Annotated in this window: 34 protein-coding genes; 27 read left to right on the top strand and 7 right to left on the bottom strand. The window is 62.8% G+C overall.

Annotation, left to right across the window (positions count from 1 at the left end):
* The first annotated feature begins 1,237 nt into the window (after positions 1–1,237).
* From ABD903_RS20620 to ABD903_RS20695, 16 genes are all read left to right on the top strand, one after another.
* Entirely contained in the window at positions 1,238–1,729 is a 492-nt protein-coding gene (locus ABD903_RS20620) for a hypothetical protein (RefSeq protein ID WP_345227337.1), read from the top strand.
* Positions 1,730–1,768: 39 nt separating this feature from the next.
* Positions 1,769–2,014 carry a hypothetical protein gene (locus ABD903_RS20625; RefSeq protein WP_345227339.1) on the top strand — a complete coding sequence of 82 codons (246 nt, stop codon included), beginning with the start codon at positions 1,769–1,771 and terminating at the stop codon, positions 2,012–2,014.
* 39 nt (positions 2,015–2,053) lie between these two features.
* Positions 2,054–2,248 (top strand): hypothetical protein, encoded by a 195-nt coding sequence (locus ABD903_RS20630; protein WP_345227341.1) that lies wholly within the window; start codon positions 2,054–2,056, stop codon positions 2,246–2,248.
* 121 nt (positions 2,249–2,369) lie between these two features.
* On the top strand, positions 2,370–2,771 hold the full coding sequence (locus tag ABD903_RS20635; protein WP_345227343.1) for a hypothetical protein: 402 nt from the start codon (positions 2,370–2,372) through the stop codon (positions 2,769–2,771).
* A 19-nt stretch (positions 2,772–2,790) separates the two neighbouring features.
* Positions 2,791–3,162, top strand: a complete 372-nt coding sequence (locus tag ABD903_RS20640) for a hypothetical protein (RefSeq protein WP_345227344.1) — start codon at positions 2,791–2,793, stop codon at positions 3,160–3,162.
* Positions 3,163–3,171: 9 nt separating this feature from the next.
* Positions 3,172–3,429 carry a hypothetical protein gene (locus ABD903_RS20645; protein WP_345227346.1) on the top strand — a complete coding sequence of 86 codons (258 nt, stop codon included), beginning with the start codon at positions 3,172–3,174 and terminating at the stop codon, positions 3,427–3,429.
* A gap of 6 nt (positions 3,430–3,435) precedes the next feature.
* The gene (locus ABD903_RS20650) at positions 3,436–4,104 is read left to right on the top strand and encodes a nucleoside/nucleotide kinase family protein (RefSeq protein ID WP_345227348.1); all 669 of its coding nucleotides are present in this window, start codon (positions 3,436–3,438) and stop codon (positions 4,102–4,104) included.
* Positions 4,105–4,180: 76 nt separating this feature from the next.
* Positions 4,181–4,729: a hypothetical protein gene (locus tag ABD903_RS20655; protein ID WP_345227350.1), complete on the top strand. Its 549-nt coding sequence runs from the start codon at positions 4,181–4,183 to the stop codon at positions 4,727–4,729.
* Between the two features lie 15 nt (positions 4,730–4,744).
* A complete protein-coding gene (locus ABD903_RS20660; RefSeq protein WP_345227352.1) occupies positions 4,745–4,975 on the top strand; it encodes a hypothetical protein in 231 nt (76 codons plus the stop codon).
* Positions 4,975–5,172: a hypothetical protein gene (locus tag ABD903_RS20665; RefSeq protein ID WP_345227354.1), complete on the top strand. Its 198-nt coding sequence runs from the start codon at positions 4,975–4,977 to the stop codon at positions 5,170–5,172. Before ABD903_RS20660 ends, ABD903_RS20665 begins: the two co-directional genes overlap by 1 nt.
* The gene (locus tag ABD903_RS20670) at positions 5,169–5,465 is read left to right on the top strand and encodes a hypothetical protein (RefSeq protein ID WP_345227356.1); all 297 of its coding nucleotides are present in this window, start codon (positions 5,169–5,171) and stop codon (positions 5,463–5,465) included. The genes ABD903_RS20665 and ABD903_RS20670 overlap by 4 nt, the downstream gene beginning before the upstream one ends.
* Positions 5,465–6,328 (top strand): hypothetical protein, encoded by an 864-nt coding sequence (locus ABD903_RS20675; RefSeq protein ID WP_345227358.1) that lies wholly within the window; start codon positions 5,465–5,467, stop codon positions 6,326–6,328. The genes ABD903_RS20670 and ABD903_RS20675 overlap by 1 nt, the downstream gene beginning before the upstream one ends.
* A 172-nt stretch (positions 6,329–6,500) precedes the next feature.
* A complete protein-coding gene (locus tag ABD903_RS20680; protein WP_345227360.1) occupies positions 6,501–7,145 on the top strand; it encodes a hypothetical protein in 645 nt (214 codons plus the stop codon).
* A gap of 3 nt (positions 7,146–7,148) precedes the next feature.
* Positions 7,149–9,227 carry a hypothetical protein gene (locus ABD903_RS20685; protein WP_345227362.1) on the top strand — a complete coding sequence of 693 codons (2,079 nt, stop codon included), beginning with the start codon at positions 7,149–7,151 and terminating at the stop codon, positions 9,225–9,227.
* A 9-nt stretch (positions 9,228–9,236) separates the two neighbouring features.
* Positions 9,237–11,582, top strand: coding sequence for a hypothetical protein (locus tag ABD903_RS20690; protein ID WP_345227364.1), 2,346 nt, complete (start codon positions 9,237–9,239; stop codon positions 11,580–11,582).
* The gene (locus tag ABD903_RS20695; protein WP_345227366.1) at positions 11,582–11,941 is read left to right on the top strand and encodes a hypothetical protein; all 360 of its coding nucleotides are present in this window, start codon (positions 11,582–11,584) and stop codon (positions 11,939–11,941) included. The genes ABD903_RS20690 and ABD903_RS20695 overlap by 1 nt, the downstream gene beginning before the upstream one ends.
* Here ABD903_RS20695 and ABD903_RS20700 read toward each other — a convergent pair.
* Together ABD903_RS20700 and ABD903_RS20705 are read right to left on the bottom strand one after the other, a co-directional pair.
* A complete protein-coding gene (locus ABD903_RS20700) occupies positions 11,938–12,150 on the bottom strand; it encodes a hypothetical protein (RefSeq protein ID WP_345227367.1) in 213 nt (70 codons plus the stop codon). The genes ABD903_RS20695 and ABD903_RS20700 overlap by 4 nt on opposite strands.
* Before the next feature lie 349 nt (positions 12,151–12,499).
* Positions 12,500–12,670, bottom strand: coding sequence for a hypothetical protein (locus ABD903_RS20705; RefSeq protein ID WP_345227369.1), 171 nt, complete (start codon positions 12,668–12,670; stop codon positions 12,500–12,502).
* A 98-nt stretch (positions 12,671–12,768) separates the two neighbouring features.
* Here ABD903_RS20705 and ABD903_RS20710 point away from each other — a divergent pair, with 98 nt between their 5' ends.
* From ABD903_RS20710 to ABD903_RS20755, 10 genes are all read left to right on the top strand, one after another.
* The gene (locus tag ABD903_RS20710; RefSeq protein WP_345227370.1) at positions 12,769–13,872 is read left to right on the top strand and encodes a hypothetical protein; all 1,104 of its coding nucleotides are present in this window, start codon (positions 12,769–12,771) and stop codon (positions 13,870–13,872) included.
* A 25-nt stretch (positions 13,873–13,897) separates the two neighbouring features.
* A complete protein-coding gene (locus tag ABD903_RS20715; RefSeq protein ID WP_345227372.1) occupies positions 13,898–15,292 on the top strand; it encodes a hypothetical protein in 1,395 nt (464 codons plus the stop codon).
* A gap of 169 nt (positions 15,293–15,461) precedes the next feature.
* Positions 15,462–16,343: a hypothetical protein gene (locus ABD903_RS20720; RefSeq protein WP_345227374.1), complete on the top strand. Its 882-nt coding sequence runs from the start codon at positions 15,462–15,464 to the stop codon at positions 16,341–16,343.
* A complete protein-coding gene (locus tag ABD903_RS20725) occupies positions 16,343–16,615 on the top strand; it encodes a hypothetical protein (protein WP_345227376.1) in 273 nt (90 codons plus the stop codon). The genes ABD903_RS20720 and ABD903_RS20725 overlap by 1 nt, the downstream gene beginning before the upstream one ends.
* A 5-nt stretch (positions 16,616–16,620) precedes the next feature.
* Entirely contained in the window at positions 16,621–17,292 is a 672-nt protein-coding gene (locus ABD903_RS20730) for a hypothetical protein (protein WP_345227378.1), read from the top strand.
* Between the two features lie 9 nt (positions 17,293–17,301).
* Positions 17,302–17,553, top strand: a complete 252-nt coding sequence (locus tag ABD903_RS20735; protein ID WP_345227380.1) for a hypothetical protein — start codon at positions 17,302–17,304, stop codon at positions 17,551–17,553.
* Between the two features lie 3 nt (positions 17,554–17,556).
* Positions 17,557–18,390, top strand: coding sequence for a hypothetical protein (locus tag ABD903_RS20740; protein WP_345227382.1), 834 nt, complete (start codon positions 17,557–17,559; stop codon positions 18,388–18,390).
* 182 nt (positions 18,391–18,572) lie between these two features.
* Entirely contained in the window at positions 18,573–19,304 is a 732-nt protein-coding gene (locus tag ABD903_RS20745) for a hypothetical protein (RefSeq protein WP_345227384.1), read from the top strand.
* A complete protein-coding gene (locus ABD903_RS20750) occupies positions 19,304–19,621 on the top strand; it encodes a hypothetical protein (RefSeq protein WP_345227387.1) in 318 nt (105 codons plus the stop codon). The genes ABD903_RS20745 and ABD903_RS20750 overlap by 1 nt, the downstream gene beginning before the upstream one ends.
* Positions 19,622–22,816, top strand: coding sequence for a hypothetical protein (locus ABD903_RS20755; RefSeq protein WP_345227389.1), 3,195 nt, complete (start codon positions 19,622–19,624; stop codon positions 22,814–22,816). It begins immediately after the preceding gene.
* Between the two features lie 71 nt (positions 22,817–22,887).
* On the opposite strand, the gene ABD903_RS20760 is transcribed toward ABD903_RS20755, so the two are convergent.
* Genes ABD903_RS20760 through ABD903_RS20780 form a run of 5 tightly spaced genes read right to left on the bottom strand, consistent with a single transcriptional unit; the run spans position 22,888 to position 24,572 of the window.
* The gene (locus tag ABD903_RS20760; RefSeq protein WP_345227391.1) at positions 22,888–23,169 is read right to left on the bottom strand and encodes a hypothetical protein; all 282 of its coding nucleotides are present in this window, start codon (positions 23,167–23,169) and stop codon (positions 22,888–22,890) included.
* Positions 23,170–23,179: 10 nt separating this feature from the next.
* The gene (locus ABD903_RS20765) at positions 23,180–23,731 is read right to left on the bottom strand and encodes a hypothetical protein (protein WP_345227393.1); all 552 of its coding nucleotides are present in this window, start codon (positions 23,729–23,731) and stop codon (positions 23,180–23,182) included.
* A 2-nt stretch (positions 23,732–23,733) separates the two neighbouring features.
* On the bottom strand, positions 23,734–23,997 hold the full coding sequence (locus ABD903_RS20770; protein ID WP_345227395.1) for a hypothetical protein: 264 nt from the start codon (positions 23,995–23,997) through the stop codon (positions 23,734–23,736).
* A gap of 4 nt (positions 23,998–24,001) precedes the next feature.
* Positions 24,002–24,295, bottom strand: a complete 294-nt coding sequence (locus ABD903_RS20775) for a hypothetical protein (RefSeq protein ID WP_345227397.1) — start codon at positions 24,293–24,295, stop codon at positions 24,002–24,004.
* A 1-nt stretch (position 24,296) separates the two neighbouring features.
* Positions 24,297–24,572 carry a hypothetical protein gene (locus ABD903_RS20780; protein WP_345227399.1) on the bottom strand — a complete coding sequence of 92 codons (276 nt, stop codon included), beginning with the start codon at positions 24,570–24,572 and terminating at the stop codon, positions 24,297–24,299.
* A gap of 103 nt (positions 24,573–24,675) precedes the next feature.
* Between ABD903_RS20780 and ABD903_RS20785 the strand changes: the two genes are divergently transcribed.
* Entirely contained in the window at positions 24,676–25,332 is a 657-nt protein-coding gene (locus tag ABD903_RS20785) for a hypothetical protein (protein ID WP_345227401.1), read from the top strand.
* Position 25,333 lies beyond the last annotated feature (1 nt).

Here is a 25,333-nt window from a genome sequence, read left to right on the forward strand (position 1 = left end):
TGGGGGAGTGGTTCGTCTTACTTTCTGAACAAATATACGTACGTTTCTGACATAGTGTTAGTAATTACTGAAAAATATTTCAGAAAAATACATAAATGTGCCTTTCCAGCCTGTATAGGCGGTTTTATTTCTGAACTTTTTTTATCACGCGTGCGAAAGGACGCATTTCCACGGCCTGTAATCGGCGGGTTGCGGCCCGTAATTCGCGCTGCACCTGGCTAACCAATAGGCTGCCGGCTGGCGTTAAGAGTAGTGCTGGCGTGGGTCGGGTGCGGTCCTTGCGGCTGAACCGTTCCACGAGTCCGGCAGCTATCAATACTTGGCAAACCTTGCTCGTGTAGCTGATCGCGCAGCCTTGTATGTCGGCGAGGCTGCGAGAGGTCACGCGTAAGCCCGTTGCGGCCAGTACGGACAGGCGGCAGAGCATCCGCAAGTCACCCGGCGCCAACTGGTTAGCGTGGGCTACCTTGGTGAGTGCAAGGTCTGCTACACACAGGGCTATCAGGGCTGTCTGGTCGCTGGCCTTTGGGGGCATCGGTGGAGTAGGGGAGAAGGGAGAAAAGAGGGGAATGTTCTAGTAGTCTGTCACGCCCACACAATCAGCGCGTTACACCCATGCCCATGTACCACACGGTCAACCCACTAGGGGAGGGGAGGCCGGCAACGCTGGCCGTTGCCCCGCCAGCGTACACGCAAGCGGATAGGCGTTTGCCCATATACCAAACACTGGTTAACATAATCATATTTCTACGTCCGATAATACCATTATGTACTACGGTGTAGGGTAGCGCATCGGGTGTCGTTGGGCTGGGCAGAATCGGGGGTGGGGTCGGGCTGAGGGGTACCAGGTGTTCAGCTTTGCGTTTCCCATCGGGGCGCAGTGTGGGGAAACAGTACGCTTGGTCTTTCATCACACCTACACGAATCACTTGCCAATCGAACCTGCTGCTTGCCATTGCCACAAGATACGACGCGCTACTGACTTTTTTCTGACATACACGTACACCCCTAATAGCAGATAATACTAGATATACCAACTACTGCAACACCGTGTATGACAATACGTTATGAAGATGGTGTGTACCCGTATAGGTATGTGGTGTATACACAGGTGGTGAAAAGAGTAACACAATAATGTAAGAAATACTGGTATTTAATACATAATCCTCGTACCTTGCTTGCATATCAGCCACACCCGCCTGATCCGCGCCATACGAAACCAAGCCGCCTGAACGAGATGAGCCACGATGAACTAGTTGAGATTGCCTACCGCTGGGTGCTGCGCCAAGGCCATGCCGGGGTTGCCTTCAAGGAAATGGTGTGTGCCTCCAATGGCGGCGAGATACCCGACGTGCTGGCTATCGGCGGCCGGGTGGGCAGTATTGTCATTGAATGCAAAGCCTCGCGCTCCGACTTCTTAGCCGACCGCAAGAAGTTCGTCCGCCTCTATCCCGAATGCGGGATGGGCACCCACCGCATTTACTGCGCCCCCGAAGGGCTGCTGAAGCTCGAAGAGTTGCCCGACAAGTGGGCGTTGCTGAGCGTAGCCCCCAACGGGAAAGCCACGCTGCACTTCCGCCCGTGCCCGGCCCGGCCTTCGGTGGCTTTCATCAACGACTACCACGCCCAACCCTGCAACAAGAACGCCGAACGCGCCATGATGTATTCGGCCCTGCGTCGGATTCAGCAAATGGGACTCATGCCCGCATCCTTCCGAAAAGCCGCCTAATCCAGCCCCCACCCCTTCCCCCTACACCGCGCCCAAACCATGTACACGTTCCTTCCTCCCTTCACCCTTGACGGCCGCCGCTTCTCGAAAGTGGTCACCTACGGCACCGATGAATTCTTCGGCTTCTACAAGGGCTGCCAGATTGATATCAGCCGCCGCAAGCGTCGGGACAGTTGGTCCATCGACGTGCGGGGCAAAGACGGCGGCTACCTCTACGACGGCTATTTCGATGCCGATACCATGCAGCAAGCCCTTGCCGAAGCCATTAGCGGCGCCCAGCTGTAACCACCCCTACACTGCGCCCCGCGCACCAGAGCCCAGACCATGAGCCAGACTCTTAAAATCCGAACCCTGCAACTCAAGTACTGCGTCGTTCACTTCGACGCGGCCAAAATCAATGGCCGCACCGATGAAGAACTGGCAGATGACTTTCGCAACCACGGCCCGCTGATTGCTGCTTGGGACGATGAAATGAGCGTGAAGGAATTTAAGCAACTCACCTTCGCCGGAGACCTATGAGCCACTGCCCAATTCCGCCCGTTGGCTGGTACTGCACCCGCAAACCCGGCCACGAAGGACCCTGCGCCGCCCTCCCCATGCCCAGAGACACCCAAGACCGTACCGCGCTACCTCTTTCTCGATGACGCGCTACTCCAACGTGGTCGAAACCATCGACCGGGACACCGGCGAGGTCACGAAGGTCAAGAACACCTTCCGCATCAAGGCCCGCAACGAGCCGTTCTGCATGATTCTGACCCAGCACACCGACGCGCTCTACCGCATCACCCGTGGCCGCGACTTTCATGTGCTGCTCGTGCTGGCCGAACTCTGCGAATACAACACGGGCAAGGTGTTTCTGCCTGCCGACCGCCGCCAGCAGGTGCTGCAAAAGCTCGGCATGAAGTCGCAGCACTTCTCCAACAGCATCACCCGCCTACGCAGTCTCGGCCTCGTAACCGGCACGGGCGGCGACCTTGAACTCGATGCCCGCAGCCTCTGGAAAGGCACGACCGACGGCCGCGACGCCAAACTCAAGAAATAACCACTCCTAAATACCAACCATGACAGAAAAAACCACTCCGGCCGCCAGTAATTACGGCACGGTCACAACCGGCTTTGGCACGGCGCAACAGCGCGAATTACCCATCACGGATTTCGTACAAGCCAACTACGTAAACAACCGGGTTATATCGGTTATGGGCATCAACGGCGAGTCCATCGTGGCCAGCGTAGAAAATCCAGAATCGTCTGGCCGTAACCCCAAGCAGGTTATGTACCTGTCCCGCGAGAGCTTCGTGGGCTTGCTGTCCACGGGCTTCCTGTATTTCTCGTGCAAGGGCGAAAGCCTAGAAGACCTGCTCAAAGAAGCGGTGCAGAAACAAGCGATTGAGTACAACTACTCCGACAACCTCGGCCCCGTGGGCAAACTCTAACGACCAACCATGAACCCCGACAACCTCAAAACCGCCACCGACCTCTGCCACCAGCTCGACAAGCAGAAAGGCCAGCTCAACATCATTAATAGCCAACGCCCCGACAACATCACGGATATCGGCCTGCACTTCGGTGTACGCGGCGAATGGCTGCTACTCTCGGAAGGCAACCTGAAAACCCGCACGGTGGCCGCCATTTACCACCTGATTCAAGAAGACCTCGCTGGCCAGGTGAAGTTCACACGCGAACAAATCGAAAAGCTGTAGCCAAAAATGAATAAACCCCTGCAACTCATTGGAATCAGCGGCAAGCGCGGTGCGGGCAAATCGGCGGTGGCCGACATCCTGCAATACAAGTGCGGTTACCACCACCCCGACGTACACATCCTCAACTTCGCCGACCCGCTAAAAGCCGTCTGCGCCACACTGGAAGACCCCGAAGCGCCCTACGAGCCGTTGTTGAGTTACTACGAACAGGAGGGAAAAGCCAAGCCTTCGGGCTTGCTGGGCCTAACGCGGGGCGAACTGCTTCAAAGCGTCGGCCAGGCGCTACGCGATAAACACCCGACCATCTGGGTGGACGTGACTATGAAAGCCGCCCGCGCTCTGCTTTCTGGCATCGACGACCAACAGCTTGTCGTTGTGGCGGATATTCGTTACCCGAACGAGGCCGACGCCATCAAGGCCGCTGGCGGCATCCTGATTCGCGTGGTCGGCGACCCGATGAACCAGCGCGGCGACGGCACCCGCGACGACACCCACCCCAGCGAAACGGCGCTGGATGATTACCCCGGTTTTAACGTGGTACTGTACAACACAGGCGACAAGGCCGAGTTAACCGAACTGGTGCAGAAATCACTCGCCGCCATCAACGAGCGGCTGAGCAGAAACAAGCGGGTCTTGTTTGATATCGGCACCCCTTCGGGTGTCCACGGCCGCTAGCTGTACGAAATCCCTGTACGGCAACGCGGTGGTTGACCAACAATTTTCGTACCTTGTGCTACTCAAGTAGCCAGTTATGCCCGAAACTCCCGCCCCCAAGCGCCGCATCGTCATTGCCCCCGCCGCTCCGGCTCCCGTGAACCGCACCGTGGAGTTTCAGCAGAACGTGCTGCGCCCCGCCCAAGAGCGCGTGCAGCCGAAGAACGTGAACGTGGTGCCGGCCGAAATCCAGTTGGAAAACCAGTCGCTCACCGACATCGACGACCCGTTCGTGCCCGGCAAGAAAGTCGATTGGGGCCAGTTCAAGCAGCTCACCGCCCTGCGGCGCGGCGATTTGCGCGACGGCAACAGCACCTACGGCGTGCAGCCCGACGTGGCGGCCCTGCAACAGCAGGTCTACAACGCGGCCGTCGCCCGTCGCCAGCAGCGGGCCGATTTGAACCCGATGGAGAGCCAGTACCCGGCCGCTGCCCAGCAGCAGTACGTGGACGCGCTCAACGGCGAAGCCCGCGCCCGCGTCATTGCCCTGCCCACGGCCGCGCCCGAACGCCGCAAAATCGTGCTCAAGCAGGAGCAGCGCGAAGTTGCTCCCATGCGCCCGCCCATTCGTTTAGCTTCCAAATAACCAAACCAACCAACCATGAGTGACGAAACCAACGACGTACTGGAAAACCTAAAGCGGCAAGCCGAAGCGATAGAAGAACAGACCGCCGCTTATCAAGCAATTCAAGACCGTAAGCACCTGCTAGATTCCATTGACCGGCTGCACACAGCGGTTTCGCTGGCGGTTAACGTGCCATCGAATTCGTTCAAACACGACCAGTTTGACGCCCTGCGCGACAAGTACCACGCGTTGTTGATGAGCCTGTAATGGCAACGCTGCTCGCCGTGCTGCTCGTGCTGGCCCTGTTGTGGGGCGCGTGGGAGCGGCACGTCGGCGGCATCATCAACACCGAATACCACCGGGAGCTGACCCGGCGCCAATGGGCCGAGCAAAAGGCCGCCCACTGCCGCCGCCAGTTTCTGAAACTCTGCAAAGCCACGCACAACCGCCCTACCCAACCATGAAATCCTTCTTTACGCTGACCGTCAAAGGCGAGAACCACGCCCACAAGCGCCTGATCAACCTGTTTTTCTACCAGAAAAGCTACCGCATCCTCGGCTTGGCTGAGAACGATATTTACACCTACAAGAGCCGGGCGTGGGTGAATTGGGCGGTTGAACTCGTGTTCTTTGTTCTGCTGGTATTCGCCCTGCAACTCGCGCTGCACCTGGCCACGGGCTATAACGTGCCGTTCCGAAACGTGTACGGCGGCGTTATTGCCGTGAAAGCCATTCAAGCCCTGCTTCGCCTGCGCTAATGAGTAGCCTGCAACCCACTGCCAATTTCCTGCTGGTTGCCGTGCCAGAGCGGCATCAGCGCAAGCAGGGCATCAAAGCGCCCGACGGCACGCTGTTCCACACCTACCGCGCAATGGACGGCCTCGACCAGACGCTGCGCTCGGGCGGGGAAATCACGGCCGAACTCGAAGCCGACGACCCCATACACCTCACCCGCGAAGGGCTGGTGCTGCGCCTGCCCACGCGCCTCGACCGCTCGATGGTGGTGTGCGACTCCGGCATTCCCGGCAAGCCCCGCACCTGCGCCGATATCACGCCCGAAATCGAAGTGGGTGACACCGTTCACCTCGACCCGGCTTCCCTGGCCGACGAAACCGAGATTGAACCCGGCGTCTACCGCGTGCCCTATACGCACGTTCTGGCGGTCATCAAGCGCAACGGCTGGGATACCCTGATCCCCGTGGGAGGTTACGCCTTTCTGCGGCCGGTGTGGGATAAAGACGTGACCGACGAGGTAATCGACGGTGAAACCCGCAAGTGCCGCGTGAAAGGCGGTTTGGTGCTGCAAGCCGACGTTCCGCCGCTACCCAACGAAGGCGTGGTCCGCTATGTCGGTACGCCGCTACGCGATTGTCCACGGGCGGAGGCGCAACGCCGCGTCATTTTCGACGGCGGGGCTGCATTGCGCGAAACCATCGGCGGCGAAGACTTCTGGTGCGTGCAGCAGGATAAGATTTTGGCCGTTCGCAATCCCGAGTGGAATGAGGTCTTAACAGGGAACGGCATCACCATTCACTTTAAAGACCATCCATTTTGGGATGAGCAGTTAAGCCCGAAACCCGTCTACGCGCTGCTACCCCTCGATTCCATCCACTACAACTAGCCGACCATGACTATTTCATGCCCAGGATGCAGCGGATTTGGCGGTTCAAAACTGATTCACTTTGGCCGGCCTGCCACATTCTTACCCTGTTCTTTCTGTAAAGGAGCTGGTTCTATAAACTGCCAGCCTACCCCGCCAAACGCACATAATTGGTGGAAACGAGCAACCCGCAATGGCTGAACACACCTACGCCCACCGCCTGCGCTACAACCCCGCCGACGTGCCGGCTGGCTCCACGGTGCTTGAGCACTGGCCGGAGTTGGCCGTAAACGAGAAGCTGGTTACGTACGGCCAAGGCAAAAACGACTGCTGGCTGCGCTACGCCATCTACCTCGGCGAAGGCAGCGGCCTGCACGCGGCGGGCCTCGATTGGGGCGACCGAAAGCGGGAAGCCCTGCGGTTGTCGGGCATCAAGCCGAATGATCCGCGCGCCGAGAAAGCCCTGAACCTGACCGACGACGGCGTGCGCGAACTGCGTTGGGCGTGGCTGCGGGCCATGTCTTCGCGCCAGTTTCGCTCCTACGCGGCCGGCTGCGAAGCCTACGACCAGACCTGCGAGCGGGTGGAGAAGCGCATTGCCGAAGAAAGCAGCGCCGACGCCGAGAAGGGCGACTTGAAAGCCGACGCCGAAATGCGGGCCAACCGCTCGCGCATCGACCTCTGGCTCGACCTCGACCGCATGGAATTAAAGCTCAAGGAAATGGAGGCCCGCCTGTTTTTCGACGACGAGGACATGCAGCAACAAGCCGCCGAGGAAGCCAAACCCCAGGCCGCCCGCGATTCGTGGGAGGACAAAGTGCTAAAGCGCAACAAGTAACCGATGAGCCAACGCGCCCTCGAATTTGAGAAGCAACGGGACGGCAGCCTGCGCGCCTTCATCGGCGAAATGTGGTGCCACACGCCCTGCGTCCCAAAGTCCAAGGACGGGTTTCTCAACGGCCACGTCAAGAACCGCAAAGACCAGAAGTGGCGCCGCGACTTTCCCACCGACGAGGCCATTGACCTGCTGAGCGAAAAAGACCGGCTGGCCCTGCAAGACCGCGAGGCCGACCGCATCTTCGAGGGCTGCTGGTTTCTCAACGACGGCGAACCCACGTACCTGACGGGCGTTCACTACTTCTTCCTAACCCACTTCCAGCTCCCGCACGGCGGCTACGCGGACTTTCGCGACGTGGACCAGATGGACTTCCTGCACGACGAGCAGGCGGTCAACGACAACAAGTGCATCGGCAAAATCTTCCTCGGTGCCCGTCAGCGCGGCAAAACCGCCCGCCGCGCCGCCCGCCTGCTCTGGAAAGCCATCACGTCCGTGGGCAAACGCTTCGGCATCCAGTCGAAAAACGACGAATCGGCCGCCGACGTACTCAATAAGTTCATTTCGCACGCGCTGCGCAACCTCTCCACGCTCATCAAGCCCGTGACGGACTTGGCGACGGACAACGCGCAGAAAAAAATCAACTTCAAAGCCCCGGCGCGGCGCGGCAAAACGGCCCTGACCGGCAAGAAGGTCATTGCCCTGAACACCACCATCGAGCGCCGCAACTCCAAGCCGCAGGCGTTTGACGGCGACACGCTCGAAGAAGTGCTCAACGACGAGTGGGCCAAAAAGCAGGACTACGACTCGGAGGAACGCGCGAACGTGCTCTCGCGCATGATGTGGCGCGGCGGTTTCGCCATCGGCTTCATGTGGATGCCCTCCACCATCGACGAAAAGGAGGACTTCGAGCCGGAAATGCCGCTGCGGCTCTGGACCAAATCCAACCCCGCCGAGCGCAAGGCCAACGGCCGCACCGAAAGCGGCTTCGTGCGCCAGTTCATTCCCGCCTACCTCGGGCACATCATGGACGAGTTCGGCCGCTCCAAGGTCGAAGAATCCATCGCCGACCTCGAAGAAGCGGCCCCGCAAAACGACTTGGTGCAGGCCCGCCGCTACTGGCGTGCCAACCCGCGCACGGTGGAAGACGCCTTTTCCAGCTCCGACCGCGACTCCATCCTCAACCTCGAAAACCTGAACACGGTGCGGATGCACCTGGCCTCGCTGCCGCGTCCGTACTGGACCCAATGCGATTTGACGTGGGCCGACCCCGCCACGCGCACGACCGTGAAGTGGATTCCCAACAAGGTCAACGGCCGCTTCAAAATCATCACCCAGGCCATGCCCGAGGTGCTCAACAACGTGCAGCCCGTGGGGGAAATTGAAACCCTGTTCGGCACGCAGGTGCGCTACAAGCCGCTCAACGCGTTGGAGTACGCGGCCGGCACCGACCCCTACGACGCCAAAAAGGTGGTCAAGCTCGGGGCCGCCTCGAAAGCCGCCGCTTACGCCTTCTGGAAGCCCGACCTGCTGCACGAGGCCGAGCGCCTGCTGCCCACAGGCGAGGAACGCCCCGGCTACTGGCCCAGCAACTCGTTTATCGTCGAGTACGTGAACCGCCCGCCCGACCCAGCCACCTATTACGAGGACATGGTGAAAATGTGCCACCTGCTCGGAATGCCGCTGCTGCCGGAAAACAACAAGCCCGGCATCATCACCTACTTCGACAACCGGGGCTACGCGGACTTCATCGTGGGCCGCGTAGCCACCACCAGCGAAGAAGCGAAGAAGCACAAGAAAACGGCCCAAACCCCCGGCATGGCCGCCAGCGAAGCCTCGATTTCGCAGTACTGCGACCGGCTGGCCGAGTTCACCAACGCCCCGATTCTCGACGACCCGCGCCGCCTGCCCTTCGAGCACCAAGTCAACGACCTGCTGGTTTTCGACGCCACGAACACGCAGAAGTTCGACGCCGCCGTGGCCTCGGGCTGGACGCTGCTCAACGCCCGGCGCCACGTCCGCAAACCCATTCGCAAGCCCACCGACCTCTCGGCCTACAACCCCTCCACCTACCTCAACAGCTAAACGGCGCCCATGAAAATCAACATCAACGAGCCGCTGGTTTCGGCCGCCGCGTATCCGAACTTGGCGGAATGTGATCCGCGCAAGAAAAACAAAGCCTACATCCTGCAATACGGGCGGGCGCACGTTTCGGCCTACCTGAACAGCAGCAGCCGCGACTTTCTCAACGGCCGCCTCTCGGGCCGCTACCGCCAAGCGGAGCTGTACGCCACCGGCCACCAGGACGCGGGCCAGTACGCCGTGCTCAAGGACGAGAGCAAGCCCGAACGCGCCGACAAGGACGGGTTCCGCACCGTGCCCTCCGGCGCCACCAAAACCAGCAAGCTCGACCGCCGCATCCTCGAACTGCTGCCCAAGCGCCGCCGCTCGGCCTTGGCCCTGCTGCGCGAGGCCGACTTCGACCCGATCATCACCTTCCTCGACGCCGTGGCGCAGGAGGAAAAGGCCCAACAGGAAGCCAAGCTGCGGGCGTGGATGAACGAGCGGGCCGGCATGAGCGCCGTGGCCCAAGAGGCCGGAATGCCCGTGCCCAACGAAAACGACATCCCGCTCGACGAAGACGAGTTGAAATTCATGCTCGCCGAGTACAAGGTGGCGGGCGTGGCCGATTTGGAAACGCAGATCGTGAAGGCAATGGAGCAGGCCGCGTTTGCCGAGCAGGAGCGGGCCTGCGAAAGCGACGACGCCACCTACGGTTCCTCGGTGGTCTACATGGCGCTGGCCGGTAACAAGCGCCTGCCGCGCCGCGTCCACCCCGGCGACGCGCTGATGCTGCCCAGCCAGTCGGCCACCTACCAACACTTGCAGGCGGGCGCCCACGTCGAGCGCGTGCCGCTGGCGCAGGTGCTCCACGAAATCGAGCAGGACAAGCACACGACCCTGCAAGCCGACGAACTCGAACACCTCAAGCAGCTCGCCACCCCCGCCTCGCCCAACGGCACGTTTTACTACGACCCGGCCCTCGGCGAAGACCCGGTGCTCGGCGGCACGCTGGAAGTGATTCGCTTCTCGTTTATTTCCACCGACGAGGTGGTGAAAACCGACGGGCAGAACAAGGTCGGCAACCGCTTGGTGCGCGACCACCCGGCCACCTACACGGAGCCGAAAAACCCCAACCGCAAGGTCGTGCGCCAGAAGGTGAGCAACGTCTACGAAGGCACGCTCATCAACAACACCGCCATCGGCTACGGCTGCCGCCTTGCCCACGAACAGTTGCGCGACGAAAAGAACCCCTTCGTGGCTCATCCCTTCTACGTGGTGACCACGCCCGACCTGCTCGGCGGACTCTCCAACTCGCTGGTGGAGCAGGGCATGGTGCCCGTGGACTTCGCCATGCGCGAGTGGATGCGCTTGCAGGACGTGCTGGCCACGGCCGTCACCCACGGCATCCAGATCAACAAGGGTGTGCTCGAACAGGTGGTGTTGGAGAAAGGCACCACGCCGGAAAAAGCCGAGAAGGACATTCTGGAAATGTTCTTCAAGAAAAAGGTGCTGGTCTACCACGGCCTGACCGAAGACGGTACGCCGCTGCCCCCGCCCATCCAGCAGTTCATCAACGACATTTCGCCCATCGTCAACATGCATTGGGCGAACATCCAGCAGGCCAAGCTGCTGCTGGAAGAAATCACGGGCGTGAACGGGGCCGTGAGCGGCGCCAACCCGGCCTCGCGGCAGGGCAAGGGCGTGACCGATTTGGCCATTGCCGGCGCCGAAAACGCGATGGGCTACCTGTTTGACGCCAAGCAGTGGCGCATCGAGAGCGTCTACAAAGCCATTGCCCGCTCGCTGAAAGGCCACAGCGAGGCCGTGGCCGTGCGCGACATGGACGTAAAGGTGGAGCGCAAGCCCACGCAGGAGCAGTGGGCGCGTTTCTACGCCGCCGCCGACAAAGCCCTCGAAACCAAGGAAATCACGCTCGCCGACTTCGCCTACGTCACGCAGGTCGATAACCTCAAGCAAGCCTACTTCCTGCTCAGCGTGCGGGCCAAGCGCAACATGGCCCAGCAGCAGCAGATGGCCCAGCAGAACACGGAGTTCACCACGCAGGCGCAAATCCAGAGCGCGCAGGAAGCCGAGAAAGCCAAGCAAAGCACCATTCAGATGCAGGCCGAACTCGACATGCGCCGCGACGCCTACGCCCGCGAAACCCAGCTCATGCTCATCCAAGCGCAGGGGCAGGTGAACATGCAGACCGCCCAGCTCGGCGCCCAGGCCAAGTTGCAGGCCGCGCAGGTCGTGGCCGAGAGCACCGAAGCCGTGGCCGCCATGCGCGAGGCCGCCCAGCACCAGCGGGCCGGCGCGACGCTGGAAAACAAACTGGAACTCGAAGCAATGAAGCCCAAGCCCAGCGCCGCGTAATGACCATCCCCGAACTTCGCCAAGCCATTCAACACCTCAGCGCCGACCGCCTGCTCACGGCGGCGGCGCTCGGGTTTTACCTGCACGGGCAGGGACTTGAGCGCGCCCGCGTACCCAAGTGCCTCGACTACTGCGTGGCCGAGGGGCTGCTGCGGGCCGTGGAGTGCCGCTACGGCGAGCAAGTGGTCGTGAAGTACTTCCGGGACGAGCCGCCGCCCGTTACCGACTACGCGGCCCTGGACCGCGAATTGGCGGCCACGTACGCGCCCAAGCCCCAGCCCGCCCCGGCCACAAACAAACCGGGCCGCTCCCCGAAGGAAACGGCCCGGTCGGCGGGTCGGCAAACCAGCCTGCTCTAAGCGGCGGCAGCCGGGGCGAGGCGCACGCACACGTCGCCGCGCAGCAGCGGGCACCAGTCGGGGTAAGGGTCGCCGTTGTTGGGCACGGGCGTCATGCACGCGCAGGCGCAGGCGCCGGCCAATTGACCGGACGGGTGGAAGAAGAAGGGGCAGACGCCACACTCGGACGTTTGCAAAACTTGTACAGCGGGAGCGACGGCGGCATTCATCGGTGAGCGTAAATAAGAAGGTAAGCGAGGGTAAAAAAGAACGAAAAGGCCGGTGGGTACAGGTAAAAAACAACGCAGTTTACGAGGAAAGAACGCGCCCCCGCAAATTTTTATGCATCTAATCGAAACTTTATTTTATCCAACCACGTAGGCGGCGTCCAATCGCCATTTTTGGCCTCACAGCCAACGCTTTACCGCTGCCGCCTGCCGGTTTTGACCGTGAACGTTCCCGGTTTGCCGTGCGCAAAGGCGGTTTCACCGAGCAATTCCCGTAAAACACGGTCAGCGAGGCGCATACCGGCATTTACAGCCCGCAAAATTCACGCCGCTTTGCCGGGCCGAGCGGCGGTTACAGCCCTTCGGCTTTCAATCGTTCAATCACGATGCTGCGCAGCGCGTCGGACTGCTTGGTGTAGCCGGTGGCCTTCATGTACTGCACGAAGCGGGCGTAAAGGGAGGGGGAGAGGCCGGTTTGCACGGCCACGGCTTTCTCGCGGGCGAGGTGGGTGGGGTCGGTCATAAACTAATGTCCCTGAAAACGGCGGTGTTTTCATTGATTCAAGGTACGAAGAATATTGGTTATCGGACCTTGCGCCAACGACCAACCCGCGCCCGATCATGGAGGACACCACTCCCGACTTTACCCCCGACACCCCGCAACCGAATCCGGTGGCCGAGGCGTTTGCTGCCGCCGCCCGTGGCGAGGCACCCGCCGAACCGGCTCCTACGCCGGCAGTTTCCGCTCCTGCCGTTTCCGAAACGGTAGCTGTTGAGCCGGGAACCGCAGAACCCGTTGCCGAAACCGCCCCCGTTGTTGCGCCCGTCGATTACGCGGCGTGGCTGAAAGAGCAGGTGGGCGTGGAGGACGTGACGGTCCTCAAGTCGCAGTTGCAACTGGCCCAGGAAGCCGAAGCCTTCAAGGCCAACCAGCGCGACGCGCAGGACGTGGCCCTGCGGCAGTGGGTGGCCGACAAGCCCGCCGAAGCCGCCGCGTACTTTCAGTTGCAGGCCCAGGACTTTGCCAAGCTGGCCGAGGACGACCCCCGCGAGGTGATGCTGCAAGCCTTCCAGGCCCGCAACCCCGCGATGCCCGCCGACATCGCCCTCGACGAGTTCGTGTTGGAATTTGCCCGCAAGTTCCCGAACCTTTCCTTCGAGGACGCCGACAACCCCGACTTTCAGCGCGACCAACGCCGTCTAGGCTTTGCCGCGCAGCAAGACGCTGCTTACATGCAAGAGCAGCAGCAAGCCGCCAAGATTGCCGCCCTGCCGCAAGCCGCGCCTCCGACCGAGGGGCCGAGCGCGGAAGACCAGCAGAAAAACATCGACGCGCACTTGCAGGCCGTGGACGCCTACTTCGCCCAGCCCGCCGAAATCGAGTTTTCGATTGACGGGGCCGCCGTGAAGGTGGGCGTGGAAAACACCCCGGCCACCAAAGCATTCATGGACGATTACGTCGGTGGACTGCAAGCGTTCCTGTTTCCCGATGGCCAGCAGCTAAGCCTCGACCGAGTGGCCGCCTTAGCCGCCTTTGCCACCGACCCCGACGGGTTCGCCAAGCACCTCTACACGGCCGGAAAGTCCGCCGTTGGCCCCTCGGTTCCGATGGGCCAGCTCGTCAACAGCGCCCCCGCCGCGTCCGCCTCAGCGGCCGGAGGCCCAACCAACAGTGCTGCCGTGGCCGAAGCGTTTCGGCAGCTCCAAGAACGAGGCACCCACTAACAAACACCCCTAGCCCCTCACCCCAATGGCAGCCGAAGGCTTCTACCCCTCCAACGCGGTAACCAACCGCACCAACGCTACCCCGCAATCGGACAGCGTAGTTTACGACGCCGACTCCATTTTGATGGAGCGCGACATCCTCAAGGCCGTCGATCAGTCGTGGGACGACCAGGACTTCATGACGAGCCTGGAAGCCAACGCCCGCTTGGTGAAAGCCAGCAAGTTCTACAACTACGAGCAGGGCAGCCTGTTCCGCGACTCGCGCGTGGCCACCGCCTCGGCCGGCCAATCGGCTTCGACCATCACCCTCGACGCGTCGGCGTACTCGGCCATCACCGAACTCGGCGGCACGATTGACCGCGCCCCGCTCATCGTCGGCGACATCATTCCCCTGATCGGCGATTTGTACGCCCAGGTAACCTCGGCCTCCGGCGCGGGCACGGCCACGCAGTACGTGCTGACCCGCATCGGCACCACGGGCGACATCGGCGCCGCGCTGGCGCTGCACGTTGCGGGCGGCGCCACCACCCCCATCGTCGCGCAGGGCAACGCCTTCGGCGAAGGCACCGACATGCCGACCGTGGGCCTGGACACGCCCTTCACCCGCTTCCAGGGCCAGTTCCAGATCATGAAGACGCTGGCCCCGAACGTAACGGGCGATTTGGCTTCGCACGACATGGCCGTAACGGTCGGTGGCACCAGCCACGTTGTCAACAAGCTGAAAATGGAAACCTTGAAGCGCCACCGCATCAAGCAGAACCTGCAACTCATGCTCGGCCCCGGCGGCTCGGTGAACGGCGTGACGCTGACCAACTCGCTGCGCTCGAACCTGAAAGCCAACGGCAACCAGTTGTACTACAACGCGGGCACCGGCTTCTCGCTGGCCAACCTCGACACGTTGACCACGAAGATCAAGCGCCTGTTGGGCGTAACCGAAGTACACTGGTACATCGGCGACGAACTGCGCAACGCCATCGAAGACCTGATCCGCCCCTTCACCGAGAACGGCGGCATCCAGTACAACTCGTTCGGCATGGGCAACGGCAAAAACCGCGCGGTGGACTTGGGCTTTAGCTCGTTCACTTACCACGGCGTTACCTTCCACTTGCAGGAGTTCCGCATCCACCCCATCCTGATGGGCCAGTCGTACATGAGCTACGCCAAGGAAGGCTACATCGTGCCCGGCAACAAAATGTCGGTAACCAAAGTGGACGACGAGAACGGCCTAAAAACCGTGTCAATGCCGTCGCTGACGATCTGCTACAAGTCGCAGTCGAACGGCCAGAGCCGCCGCTTCAAGGAGGTGTACCGCGACATCGACATCACCTTCAAGGACAAGCTCGAAATGGGCATCCAGTCGCAGGAAGGCTTGCAGCAAGTGGCCATCAGCCGCTCGTTCTTCATCGCCCCCGCGAGCTAGGTTTTTGCGTGGTTGGTAAGCGGGAGTAACGCACCCGCTGCTTTCCTCCCCGGTGGCCCTGCTGCCGGGGAGTTTTTGCGTCCATAAGATTTGTACACACCGGCCCGATACGACCAACATTTTTCGTACCTTGCTGGTCACATCCAAGCTCCCAACCAACCGTTCCGACATGGAAATTTCCGAGTACAACCAGATTAGCGACGACCTGCGCAAGCTCATCGAACCCCTGAAACGGGGCGAATCGGCCACCTACCGCCTGACCAACGCGGGCGTCAAGCAAATGGCCGTTGATTCGGCCGGCAACGAAGTGCCCGTCACCAAGTTTCCGCCCTCGGTGAACCTGACGGCCGAAGCCACCATCTTCGATCCGCACCTGCGGGCCGACGTGGAAATCATGGCCAAGCAGGGCACCAAGACGGTGGGGCAGGGCCGCAACCGCGAGGTCGTGCCGGTGCTGGCCGAAATCGAGTTCCGCGACGGCCTGCTGACCGTGACCGACAAGCAGGTGGGCATCTACGAGTTTTTGGAGCTGCACCCGGCCAACAAAACCTGTGTGATTCCCGGCCACCAGAGCCTGACGGGCTACAAGTTCGAACGCGTGCAGCCCGCCAAGGACGCCAAAAACGAGGCGAAAACCGTGGAGCAGAGCATTGCCGTGATGAGCACGCTCGCCACCTACGACTACGAAACCCTGAAAGGGGTGGCCAAGCGCCTCAAGCTGCCCACCAACACCGACCGCGACTCCATGTTCACCTCGCTCGTGAAGCTGGCCCAGCAGGACTCCGACCGCGTGTTCCGTGCCTTAGCCGACGAAGCCGTGCAGGTGGAAGCCCTGATTGCCAACGCCGAGCAGGAGAAGGTTATCGAGTGGGAAGCCGCCGAGCGCCGCTACGTGTACACCGAAACCCGCCAGCGCGTGCTGGAAATCCCCTCGGGCAACCACCAGGAGGAACTGCTGAGCTACCTGCTCGACAACCAAGGGCAGACCACCCGCCGCCAGTTGCAGCGCGTGTACGACGAGAAGCTGGCCAAGAAAAACAAGAAGAAGTAATGAGCGACAAGCTGAATCTTGCCGCCCTGCACATTCTCAATGCCTACACCTCAACAACAGGGGATGGCGTTAATGTGGTAGTGGCAATGCCAGTAACGGGCATGGAAACGGTTACGCTGGAACGAAACGGCGAAACCAAGACCATCGAGCGTGAAAAGGGCGTGGGCGTTGCCCTTTACGCCTTAACGCTTGAGAATTACACCGCACAGCAGGTTAAAAATCCGGCTGTAATCCCTGCGCTCGACACTTTGCCCTACGAGTATAAATACTAGTACCCATGCCCGACAAACGCATCCGCCACCTCGTTGAGCGCGTTCAGCAACGCCTCGGCCAGTACACCAGCTACTTCCCCAAGCCGGAGGTGGCGGCTGCCGTCGGCGACGCCGCGCAAGCCCTCTACGACGAACTCATCGCCCCGAAACGGTCGCCGCGTCCGATGGGCGTGGCGACCAACCGGAAAACCGACCGGCTGCTGCACCCCTTCCTGCGCCGCGCCAACTTCACGGCGTTGGGCGGCTCGCTCAAACCCGGTGGCCTGTTCACGCTGCCCGCCGACTTCGACTACGTGGACCACTACCTCATCGGCTCGGCTCTCGTGACGGAAGAAGTGGACGGCTTTGCCCTGAGCTACCGCCTCAACGACCCCATTGCCGGGCCGGACGCCGAGCACCCGATTGTTGCCCTGCGCGAAAACAACCAGCGGCAGGTGTACCCCAACACCCTGCCGGCGCTGACCGTGCAGGCGTACGTGCGGCCCCTGACGCCCGTGTACGCCGAGCGGCAGGTGGGCAACCAACTCGAATACCACGACGTCGCCAGCGTGGACACGGGCTTTACCGCTGCGGCCGACCAGCACCTGATTACCCGCGCCGTGAGCCGCCTCGCCCAAACCCTGCGCGACCGGGGCATGAGCGCCGAAGCCGACAAACTCACCCAAACCGACCTCTAACCAACCGCCATGCGCCTCTACACTTACTTGGTCGTACACCGCCAGTACCGCGACGACAACACCCTCGAAGTGCTGACGCTCAATGGAATTTGCTGGTCGCCGACTGCCGAATTGGTGCAGGAGCGGGCCGAGCTGTACGCCGCCAAGAAATTCCCCGGCACGGAACACTTCGACACCAGCGTGTGCCAGCAAGACCTCAAGTCGCATTTCCGCGACCTGCTGCGCGGCCTCTGGATTCAATACCGCCCTCGTTTCAAATAACCTATGGCCCTCGCAAATGCCGGTTCCGGCGCGGTTAACCCGGCGCTCGACCCCACGCCCACCGACCCGATAGTCGCCGCGCCCAATCCGTACGCGTTCCTGGCCAAGCCCACGGCCGACGAGGACGACATTCTCGCCGCCGAGGTCCACCGCATCCTGAGCGGCGGCAACCCCACGGCCGATTCGCCCTACGACCGCCGCGAGGTGCGCCTGGCCGTGCTGCAAGCCCGCCGCGACCAGCAAAGCGAAGTGGACCGCTACAACGCGGACGCCGAGCGCAAGGCGACCGTGGAAAACGAAGCGTTTGCCCGCCAGCAGTACTTCGACGACCTCGACGCGCTCTACAAGTTTGGCGGCAGCAACGAAGAATACCTCGTGCCCTTCCCCAAGTGGCCGGTGCTCACCGACCCCGACACGGACGAGAAGTATTCGCTCTTGCCCGAGGTGTTTACCAAGCTGGCCCGCCACCAGAACCTGCCCGGCGAGGGCGTGTACTCGGTGGAACCCATGAAGCTCGTGGACCGCTACCAGCGCACCTACATCCCCATCCCCACGCAGTTGCGGGCCACCTACCAAGGCGGCCACATCCCGCTCGACGGCGACTACGGCTTTACGTGGGAGGGCGACCGGGTGTACTACGTGTGGAGCCGGGGCACGACCCCGCCGCCCGACGCGCAGGTGCTGCTAAAAGTCATCATCCGCGCCACCCGCGACACGCTCGGCGAGCCGGGCCTGCGCAAGCTCATGCAAACCGACATCGTGGCGAAAGCCGTGGCCCTGCTGCAACGCCGCACGCCCGAGGACAAAACCAACGACAACAACGCCAACCAAGGATGAGCCTAATAGATAAAGCAAACGACCCGTGGGGAAGCGGTCGGCCGTGCGGCGTGTATTGCTTTGTCTGTACCTGCCGCCCCGACCACCGGCTATTCCACTTTGACCCTGAAACGGCGGTTGTCCTCACCAAAGAGGAAGCTAACGAGGCGTTTGATCGGCAACAGGCACCACCCAACGACTAAATGACCACACCCTACACCACCATTGCCAACGTGGTTCGCACGGTGGCCGACACGCTCAGCGACCCGAACCCGAACCGCTTGCAGGCGCAGTTTCGCGGCTTCGCCCACATGTGGCACAACGACCACAACGCCGAGGGACGCTACCCCAAAACGGTGCTGCTCGACGTGGGGCCGGACCGGGTGACGGAGCTGCCCGCCGACTACGTGGACTACCTCGTGGTGGGCCGCGAGCAGGGCGGCACCGTCCGCAACCTCTGCTACAACCCCGCCCTGAGCATCGTGGCCGTGGAACCCTTCGACGCGCCGGCCGTGCTCACCGACGAGGTGAACGAGGCGTGGCCGACGTGGTGCTACCCCGGCATCGAACGCGCCGGCAAGCCCGTGCAGGGCTACGGCTACGGCGAATACCGCGAGGAATTTGTCATCGACGAAGCCGAGCGCGTGCTGCGCGTGGGCAGCCTCATCGAACCCGGTACGGTGCTGGTGCTCTCCTACATCGGCTCGGCCGTGGACCCTGGCAAGCCCACCGTCGTGCATCCCTACGACGTGACGCCGCTCACCTACTTCATCCTTTGGCAGCACTGCTTGCGCAAGAAGGACTTGGCCATGAGCCGCGAATACGAGAAGCAGTTTCGCAACGCCCAGCGCCTGAGCAAGAAGCACCGCAGCAAGTTCGGGTACGCCGAAATCGCCGCCGTCTGCCACGACAACTACACCCTCAACGTCCGCTAATGCCGAGTTACTGCAACTGGCACCGAGGCCCGGTGCGCCTGGACTCGGTGGAATACACCTGCCACTCCGACAAAACGGATTTTATTCTCGTCGCCAAGTATGTCGAGAACTGCGAGGTGCGGATTCCGTCAGCCGACGCGGTGGCGTTGCGCGACAACCTCAACGACTACCTCGCCATGTCGCAGGGCAACCAAGCCCGGCGTGTCTTGGACATGGAAGCCGAAACCGCCCGGTTGCGCATCCAGATAGGCGACTTGAAACACAAGCTGCAAACGATGCGCGGCGTGCTGGATAAAGCCATTAAAGGACTCGACTAGATGCCCACGACCCGCCACTCCTTTCTGAAAATCGACACCGACACCGACGTTAGCGCCCTGCCGCCAAGCGTGTTTCAGGACGCGCTCAACGTCTTCGTCCGCACGGGTTACCTGACGGGCGCCACCGGCAACCGCCCCGTGGACTACGCCCTGCCCGCCGACGGCACCGCGACCTGCGTGGGCGCCTGCTGGGACGCCGAAGCCCAAGCCGCCTACTTCCTGCTCCACCACAGCGAAGGCCGCCACCGCGCCGTGCGCTACCTGCCCGCCACGGAAGCGGCGCAAACCCTGCTCGAATGGGACGGCCTGCGCCTGCCCGCGCAAAACGGCCGGGCGCAACCCTGCGTGACCGACGGCTTCCTGCTCTACCTCGACGCCGACGGGGAGGTGCGCAACCTGCCCGTGGCCCGCTGCCTATCGGGCTTCTACACGCCCGCCCGGCTCACCGCCGAACCCTTCGGCCTGTACCTGCTCAAAGTGCCGCCCACAGCCGCGCCCGTCGCCACGCGCATTGACGTGGCCCGCCCCGGCCAACCCAACCGCGTGGCCGGCCGTTCGTGGCAGTTCGCCACCCGCTACCGCTACGCCGACGGCGAGCACACCGTTTTCTCGCCCCTCGGCCCCGTTAACCCCGCCACCCGCTCGGCCCTGGAAGACGCCCGCAACACGCTGCGCGTGGCCCTGCCCGACCCGCCCGCGCTCGTGACGGAAGTGCAGGTGCTCGTGCGCCCCGACGCCGAAGCGACGTGGCTGGTGGCCGCGACCCTGCGCCGCCCGGCCGGGGGCGCGTGGCCCGCCGCCTACGACTTCACGGGCGTAACCACGGGCGAGGCCGTGCCCGACGCCGAAGCCGCACGGGTATTCGAGGCGCTCTGGCCCGCCGAGGCGCTGACCGTGGCCCGCAACCGCGTGTGGGTGGGCAACCTGCCCCGCGTGGGCTACGCCACGCCCGACGTGCCGCTGACCGTGGCCATTGAAACGGCAACCGCCACCAGCACCCTCGACACGCTCTACCAAACGGTGACGCCCTACCGCTTCACCTTCACGGCCGACGACGGCGAGGAACGGTTTGAGCTGCGCTACCGCACCCGGTTGTTCCGCCGCTTGGCCGGCGCGTACCCCGACCCCGGCAGCACCTACGCCGAAGGCAGCAACACGGGCGGGTTGTTCACCCCGCAGCTTGGCGCGGCCCTGACCTACACCCAGGCGTTTGTGGAGTTGTCGGCCGACGAGCTGCTGGAAGCCGCGCCGGGCAACGAGCGGCAAATTACCGTGCTGCCCGACCAGCCCGTTGCGGGCGCCCCGGCCAGCGACGCCGCCACCGACGCGCTGCCCACCTTCCACGAGCGCAGCCGCTACGCGGCGGGCCTGCAATTCTACGACGCCTTCGGCCGCCCCGCCGCTGCCGGCAGCCGCGTGGAGTTCGACGTGCCCGTGCCTTCGGGCGGGCCGCGCGTGCAGAACCTGCGCTGGACGCTGCCCGCTGGCCCCGCCACCGCGCTCGTGCCCGCGTGGGCACGCTTTTACCGCCTGCTGCTCTCGCCCTCGCTCACCCACCGCACCTTCGAGCGCGTGCTGGCCACGCCCAAGCAGTACCGGGGCGAAACCACCGCCGCCCCGCCCGGCCCCGACCTGCGCCCGATCCGCGAAAACGGGCTGGCCTTTGTGCAGGCCGTGTGGTTTGACCTGAGCGGCCTCGCCCAAACCAACCGGGGCTACACCTTTTCGCCCGACTCGGGCGACCGGCTGACGCTGCTTAACAGCGGCGTGGACGTGCCCATCCTCTACCAGCGCGGCAACTTCGTGGCCATTTCGCCGCGCTTCCTCGACATCCTCGCCCAATTCCCGACCAACGACGCGGTGCCCGTCGAAATCTACACCCCCGGCCTCGCCACGGCCGGCCCCGACCTTTACACGGCCGGCCCGGTCCACGCCGTGCTACACGACACGGACGCGCAGGGCAATCCGCGCCGCAGCCTGAGCGTGGCGAGCGGCGTGCTGACCGGCGACGCCTACCTGGTGCCCGCCGAGGGCAACCAGCCCGGCCGGGAAAGCACCACGCCCGGCACGGTGCCGTCCCCGGTGTGGCTCAACGCCGCACGCGGCCGCATCGCCGCCGTGCTCGCGCCCGACCAACAGGTGAGCCGCCTGCCCACGGCCCTCGCCTTTTCGGGGCCGCGCGCGGCCGGCACGCAAACCAACGGGCTAAGCGCGTGGGAACCCCTCAACGTAGACGACCAGCGCATCCCGCGCGAAATCGGCCCGCTCACGGCGCTTGCCGTGGCCGACGACACGCAGGCCCAAGGCTCGGTCATGCTGGTGCTGGCGTCCTACGGCTGCGCCTCGCTCGGCCTCGGCGTGAGCCAGGCGCGGCAAACCAGCGGCGGCAATCTGCTCGTGGAAGTGGACCGCGTAATCGGCTACGTGAACGTGCTCAGCGGCGGCTACGGCTGCCAGCACCCGCAAACGGTGAGCACGGACGGCAAGGGCCGCGTGTTCTTCTTTGACGGCCGCCGCAACGAGTGGTGCCGCTACGCCCAAAACGGGGTGACGCCCTTGGGCCAAATCGCCAAGTTCCGCACCGCACTCGACGCCGTGGCTCCGAGCCGGCTGACGGGCGCCGCCTACGACCCGCTGCGCGAGGAAGCGTGGCTGCTCACGGGCGACAACTGCCTCGTCTGGTCGGAACGCCGCGAAACCTACGCGGGCACGCGCAGCAACCCCGCCGAAGCGGCCGTGGGCCTGCCGGGCTTCGGCCTGCTCAGTTTCCAAGGCGGCCAGCCGTGGCTGCACGACGCGCAGGCGCCCTACGGCTCGCACTTCGGCGCGTATGTCACCCCGCGCGTGACGCTGACCTCGGCCGAAGCGCCGCGACTGGCGAAGGAATGGCGCACCGTCGCCGTCGAGGGCGAAGCCGCGTGGACGCCCATCAACGCCCTGGCCGACACGCTGCGCCAAACCCGGCTGGCCACGGAAGATTTGACGTTTCTCGACGGCGTGTGGCAGGCGCCGTGGAAGCGCGACGAAACCTCGCCGGGCTACGCCTCGCGCCTGCTCGCCCGCCACTACGGCCGCCTGCTCGTGGGCCGCACCCTGCGCGTGCTGCTGGAACCGCCCGTGGGGGCCGAAGACGCCCGCCTGACGGCCGTCAGCCTCTCGTGGCTCCCACGCGCCGGCCAAGCCGAGGCGTTGTAACCACGGGGCTGTAACGCACGAAAAAGCCCGGCCGATTCCTCGGCCGGGCTTTTGCTTTGCAAGTGGGGTGGTTAGCCGCGTGGGTGGTCGCCAGGAATGCGCGGCGGGTTGAACGGGCCTTTCTCGCGCTCCGGCGCTACGGGCGTGAAGTCGATGTAGAACTCACCTTGCGGCACAAAGGCTGCAATAGCCGCTTGGTTTTGCAGCATCAACTCGATGCTGCCGCAGGGCGTGGCGTCCCAAAAGGCTTTGTTTTCGCCGCTCGTGCCGTACACGGGCGAGAGCTTCACGGTGGCCGATGTGCCGAAGTTCTGCACGTAGTCTACTTTGAATTTGGCGCGGGTGGTGCTCATAGGAGGGGTGTTAGAGGGTGTTTATGTTTGATTGAGTTGTGTATACTGGTGGGCAAGAGCAGTCATTTTCGCTGCGGGCGCTGCAATAGCAAACAGTGCCCGGCGCGGGCCAGTAGGAGGGCGGCGTAGAGAATTGTATGCCTTCATACGCCACGGTCGTACCGCCTTGCGCATTGGGCGCGTTAAAACTCAGCGCGTGCGTGTACATCGGTGTGTAGTAGCCATCCTGCCCCGTGGTAGTGCTTGGTGCGACCCATGCCAACGCGACGTTGGGAACGGCAACAAGTGCCGATTGCAGGCGGTATTGCGTGTCGGTTAATTGGCTTTGCAGCTTGCCAACCGCCACTACGATGTCGCCGGGGTCGTAGTCGAATATATCCAGCCCGAGCATCTGCGCAATGCCGTCCATTTCGATGCCGTATTCCTTGCGCTTCGGTGCGCCGGCAAATACACCCAACCCCTCGGGAAACGTCGGCGCGGGTTGCTTGTGCCACGGCCGGCCGTAAATATCCAGTTGCGGGCCTTCCACCGAGTCGTTATTGATGTTACAGTCGTTATTCATGGCTATAGGCTGTTGAACTGTTCATGTAGTTTGGAAGATTCCTGTTGGCGGCGCTCGATCAACTTCTGCACAAAGGCTCGCGCCAACTCCGCGTCGGGATGCTCGCTGTTCTCGCTCGTGCCGATAGTGCTTATCAGCGAGAACCCGAAGTCATTGTTGTGTAGCCGCAAGACGATACCGGCTGTCTGAAAGTCGGCTATTTCACCGTGGAGCTTGCTGATGCGCTGCTCTATCGCTTTGGCTTTTTGAAGGGTTTCGGTGGTCATGGTTCTATTTGCGGTCGGTTTTAAAGTTGGGGTTGGTCGGCCAGAAGCCTTCGATTAGGCGCAATACTTGATCGTCATTGTAGTTTCCCGCAACGAAAGCGGGTACGTAACCCGATTCGGTTTCAATCAGCAGCCGGTAGCCCGGCCCGTAGCGGGCGTCTTTCGAGAGCGACACGTAATTGGTGGAGCCGTAATACTCCCAAGAGTGCAGCGTCCACTGCCAATGCTCGCCGAGGTGGGACTTGCGGTAGCCCTTACCGAACCGCCCGTCAATTTGGTCGTCTGTTTCCGTATTCATCTTACGCCGCCGCTTTAGCGGGCACGGCCCCGTGGCAGAAGAAGTACAGGCCGAACGTGTCCTGCCGCTTGAAGGTGAACTGCCACACGAAGCGGCGCTCGTCGGCCACGTCGAGGTTGTCGCCCTCGGTAAAGGGGCGGGTGGCGCTGTCCACGGCCTGCTGCAAGGCGAACAGCGCATCCACGGCCTGCTCGCCGTAGCCCTGCTGCACGGAGTTCATGCCGGTGGCAGGTGTATAGTTTGTGATGTATGCTTGCGGTTTCGCGGGTTTGCTCATGGCAACGGGGCTTGTGGTTGGAGCATCCAAGGTACGTAGGTTTTGTAAGAACGGCGGCATAAACGGCAAACTTTTTTCGTACCTTGAGGGAAAATTAGCGCCCATGCCACTACCCGCTCTCGCCGTTCCACTTGCCATAGGCGCCGTTCAAGCCATCCCCAAAGTGGCCGCCGCCATCACGCAGAAAAGGCAGGCCAACCGGCTTCAATTACAGGACAGCACACCCGCTGCGTTCCGCGAGCAGATGGGCAACCTGCGGCAAGCAGCGAATAGCGCCCAAATGCCGGGTATGGCAGCGGCCGAAAACCGTCTCAACCAGAACCTCGCCTCGGGCCTCGCGCAAGCCAGCCGGGCCGGCACGTCCTCGTCGCAGGTGCTCGGCACGCTCGCCGCCCTCGACCAGAACCGCCAGCAGGGGCAGCAGCAGCTCGCCACGCAGGGCTTGCAGTACCAGGACACGGCCCGCCAGCGCCTCAACCAAGGACTGACCACGCAGGCGAACTACCAGATGCGCGACTTGGACCAGTTCAACAAATCCAAGGCCGCGCTGATTCAGTCGAGCAACCAGAACCTGATGAACGGCATCGACGGCCTGGCGTCGGCCGCCGCCACGGCCTACGCCACCACGGGCGCCGAAGGCTTGGCTGGCGAGGCGGCGCTTGTCGGCGCCGACAATCCGCTCGCTGCGTTATCGCCCCGCCTGCGCACGCCCGCCGCGCCCAAGCTGCCGGCGACGTTGCCGCGTTACACCGGCCGCTAAC

It is taken from the genome of Hymenobacter koreensis, from assembly GCF_039541855.1.
Taxonomy (GTDB): domain Bacteria; phylum Bacteroidota; class Bacteroidia; order Cytophagales; family Hymenobacteraceae; genus Solirubrum; species Solirubrum koreensis.

Excerpts from the sequence above, each read along its gene's own strand:
- ABD903_RS20675 (WP_345227358.1), top strand. The coding sequence starts at position 5,465 with ATGAGTAGCCTGCAACCCACTGCCAATTTCCTGCTGGTTGCCGTGCCA.
- ABD903_RS20625 (WP_345227339.1), top strand. The coding sequence starts at position 1,769 with ATGTACACGTTCCTTCCTCCCTTCACCCTTGACGGCCGCCGCTTCTCG.
- ABD903_RS20670 (WP_345227356.1), top strand. The coding sequence starts at position 5,169 with ATGAAATCCTTCTTTACGCTGACCGTCAAAGGCGAGAACCACGCCCAC.
- ABD903_RS20715 (WP_345227372.1), top strand. The coding sequence starts at position 13,898 with ATGGCAGCCGAAGGCTTCTACCCCTCCAACGCGGTAACCAACCGCACC.
- ABD903_RS20685 (WP_345227362.1), top strand. The coding sequence starts at position 7,149 with ATGAGCCAACGCGCCCTCGAATTTGAGAAGCAACGGGACGGCAGCCTG.
- ABD903_RS20680 (WP_345227360.1), top strand. The coding sequence starts at position 6,501 with ATGGCTGAACACACCTACGCCCACCGCCTGCGCTACAACCCCGCCGAC.
- ABD903_RS20765 (WP_345227393.1), bottom strand. The coding sequence starts at position 23,731 with ATGAATAACGACTGTAACATCAATAACGACTCGGTGGAAGGCCCGCAA.
- ABD903_RS20770 (WP_345227395.1), bottom strand. The coding sequence starts at position 23,997 with ATGACCACCGAAACCCTTCAAAAAGCCAAAGCGATAGAGCAGCGCATC.
- ABD903_RS20705 (WP_345227369.1), bottom strand. The coding sequence starts at position 12,670 with ATGACCGACCCCACCCACCTCGCCCGCGAGAAAGCCGTGGCCGTGCAA.
- ABD903_RS20720 (WP_345227374.1), top strand. The coding sequence starts at position 15,462 with ATGGAAATTTCCGAGTACAACCAGATTAGCGACGACCTGCGCAAGCTC.
- ABD903_RS20725 (WP_345227376.1), top strand. The coding sequence starts at position 16,343 with ATGAGCGACAAGCTGAATCTTGCCGCCCTGCACATTCTCAATGCCTAC.
- ABD903_RS20755 (WP_345227389.1), top strand. The coding sequence starts at position 19,622 with ATGCCCACGACCCGCCACTCCTTTCTGAAAATCGACACCGACACCGAC.
- ABD903_RS20660 (WP_345227352.1), top strand. The coding sequence starts at position 4,745 with ATGAGTGACGAAACCAACGACGTACTGGAAAACCTAAAGCGGCAAGCC.
- ABD903_RS20760 (WP_345227391.1), bottom strand. The coding sequence starts at position 23,169 with ATGAGCACCACCCGCGCCAAATTCAAAGTAGACTACGTGCAGAACTTC.
- ABD903_RS20735 (WP_345227380.1), top strand. The coding sequence starts at position 17,302 with ATGCGCCTCTACACTTACTTGGTCGTACACCGCCAGTACCGCGACGAC.
- ABD903_RS20750 (WP_345227387.1), top strand. The coding sequence starts at position 19,304 with ATGCCGAGTTACTGCAACTGGCACCGAGGCCCGGTGCGCCTGGACTCG.
- ABD903_RS20780 (WP_345227399.1), bottom strand. The coding sequence starts at position 24,572 with ATGAGCAAACCCGCGAAACCGCAAGCATACATCACAAACTATACACCT.
- ABD903_RS20775 (WP_345227397.1), bottom strand. The coding sequence starts at position 24,295 with ATGAATACGGAAACAGACGACCAAATTGACGGGCGGTTCGGTAAGGGC.
- ABD903_RS20690 (WP_345227364.1), top strand. The coding sequence starts at position 9,237 with ATGAAAATCAACATCAACGAGCCGCTGGTTTCGGCCGCCGCGTATCCG.
- ABD903_RS20630 (WP_345227341.1), top strand. The coding sequence starts at position 2,054 with ATGAGCCAGACTCTTAAAATCCGAACCCTGCAACTCAAGTACTGCGTC.
- ABD903_RS20665 (WP_345227354.1), top strand. The coding sequence starts at position 4,975 with ATGGCAACGCTGCTCGCCGTGCTGCTCGTGCTGGCCCTGTTGTGGGGC.
- ABD903_RS20710 (WP_345227370.1), top strand. The coding sequence starts at position 12,769 with ATGGAGGACACCACTCCCGACTTTACCCCCGACACCCCGCAACCGAAT.
- ABD903_RS20635 (WP_345227343.1), top strand. The coding sequence starts at position 2,370 with ATGACGCGCTACTCCAACGTGGTCGAAACCATCGACCGGGACACCGGC.
- ABD903_RS20730 (WP_345227378.1), top strand. The coding sequence starts at position 16,621 with ATGCCCGACAAACGCATCCGCCACCTCGTTGAGCGCGTTCAGCAACGC.
- ABD903_RS20620 (WP_345227337.1), top strand. The coding sequence starts at position 1,238 with ATGAGCCACGATGAACTAGTTGAGATTGCCTACCGCTGGGTGCTGCGC.
- ABD903_RS20745 (WP_345227384.1), top strand. The coding sequence starts at position 18,573 with ATGACCACACCCTACACCACCATTGCCAACGTGGTTCGCACGGTGGCC.
- ABD903_RS20740 (WP_345227382.1), top strand. The coding sequence starts at position 17,557 with ATGGCCCTCGCAAATGCCGGTTCCGGCGCGGTTAACCCGGCGCTCGAC.
- ABD903_RS20785 (WP_345227401.1), top strand. The coding sequence starts at position 24,676 with ATGCCACTACCCGCTCTCGCCGTTCCACTTGCCATAGGCGCCGTTCAA.
- ABD903_RS20650 (WP_345227348.1), top strand. The coding sequence starts at position 3,436 with ATGAATAAACCCCTGCAACTCATTGGAATCAGCGGCAAGCGCGGTGCG.
- ABD903_RS20700 (WP_345227367.1), bottom strand. The coding sequence starts at position 12,150 with ATGAATGCCGCCGTCGCTCCCGCTGTACAAGTTTTGCAAACGTCCGAG.
- ABD903_RS20655 (WP_345227350.1), top strand. The coding sequence starts at position 4,181 with ATGCCCGAAACTCCCGCCCCCAAGCGCCGCATCGTCATTGCCCCCGCC.
- ABD903_RS20640 (WP_345227344.1), top strand. The coding sequence starts at position 2,791 with ATGACAGAAAAAACCACTCCGGCCGCCAGTAATTACGGCACGGTCACA.
- ABD903_RS20695 (WP_345227366.1), top strand. The coding sequence starts at position 11,582 with ATGACCATCCCCGAACTTCGCCAAGCCATTCAACACCTCAGCGCCGAC.
- ABD903_RS20645 (WP_345227346.1), top strand. The coding sequence starts at position 3,172 with ATGAACCCCGACAACCTCAAAACCGCCACCGACCTCTGCCACCAGCTC.